The sequence below is a fragment of the Mesorhizobium sp. B1-1-5 genome (assembly GCF_006443065.1).
In the GTDB taxonomy this organism is placed as follows: domain Bacteria; phylum Pseudomonadota; class Alphaproteobacteria; order Rhizobiales; family Rhizobiaceae; genus Mesorhizobium.
The window spans coordinates 1-1,326 of sequence record NZ_VFWS01000436.1; the positions used below are offsets into that span (position 1 = coordinate 1).

Sequence of the window (1,326 nt, forward strand, 5' to 3'; positions counted from 1 at the left end):
TTCGGTGCGGCAGCGGTCGTCCGCGAGCGCGCAGCGGTCGGCGAAGGCGCAGCCCTTGATGTCGGCGCCAATGCCCGGCAGGAAGCCCGGGATGGTGTCGAGGCGGCCCTGGTCCTTGCGCTGGCCGCCGCGCGGCAGGCAGCGCAGCAGCGCTACCGTATAGGGATGGCGCGGATCGTTGAAGACGGCCTCCGTCGGTCCTTCCTCGACCAGCATGCCGGCATAGAGCACGCCGACGCGATCGCACATGTTGGAGACGACGGCGAGATTGTGGCTGATGAACAGGATCGAGGCCGACAATTCTTGCCGCAGCTGCGCGATCAGGTCGAGCACCTCGGCTTCGACGGTCGCGTCGAGGCCGGTCGTTGGCTCATCCAGGATCAGCATCGAAGGATCGTTGGCCAGCGCCATGGCGATCGCCACGCGCTGCTGCATGCCGCCGGAAAGCTGGTGCGGATAGCGTTGCATGACGCTGACCGGATCGGAGATCCGCACCCGGTTCAGCATGGCGATTGCGCGATCCTCGGCTCCCTGCCCCGTTTTGCCCCCAAGCTCGAAGATCTCGGACAGCTGGCGACCGATGCGGATCGACGGGTTCAGCGCCTTGCCGGGGTCCTGATAGACCATTGAGACGCTTTCGGCTCGCATCTTTCTGAGCTCCTCGGCATCGAGCTTCATGACGTCCTGTCCGTCGAGCGAGATCGCGCCGCCTGATATGGAACCGTTTCGCGGCAGGTAGCGCACGACGGAAAGGGCGACCGTGGATTTGCCGCAGCCGGATTCGCCGACCAACCCATAGGCCTCGCCCTGGCCGATGGTCAGGCTGAGATTGCGCAGCACCGCCCGGTTTCGGCCGGAAACACGATAGGCGACCGACAGATCGTTGAGGTCGAGTGCGTTCTGGGCCTTCGCGTTCCGGGTCTTGGAGGGTTCAGTCATTGAACGCTCCATGCACGCCGTCGGCCGCCAGGTTGACGCCGATCACCAGCGAGGCGATGGCGAGCGCGTCGATCTCCTTGGCGAAGTTCTGGAACAGCTGCGCGTAGCCGGGAATGTCGGAGTAGCGCAGCGTCGTCAGCGTGATGTCGAAGCCGCTGCCGAGGCCCACGGCTTCCATAAGCTGCTTGGCCTTGGCGATGTCCTGGGCGCGCTGCGGCACCGTTCTGTCGGTCGCGGGGAAGGCCGGCGCAAACGGGCTGTCATTGCCGGTCGCCGCCATCCCGCGGCACAGCCCATCCACCAGCTTGGAACGGTCGATGCACAGCGCCAGCGCCTGGCGCACGCGCTTGTCGGTGAAAGGCGCCATGTCGCAGCGCATGTGGAGCT

The 1,326-nt window shown here is 65.8% G+C and carries 2 protein-coding genes; both read right to left on the reverse strand.

Going from position 1 to position 1,326, the window contains the following annotated elements:
* Positions 1-939: ABC transporter ATP-binding protein (locus FJ980_RS32140; protein WP_140547508.1), on the reverse strand; the 939-nt coding region annotated here is incomplete at its 3' end.
* A partial coding sequence (locus FJ980_RS32145) for an ABC transporter substrate-binding protein (RefSeq protein ID WP_246676670.1) occupies positions 932-1,326 on the reverse strand: 395 nt, incomplete at its 5' end. The genes FJ980_RS32145 and FJ980_RS32140, both read right to left, overlap by 8 nt.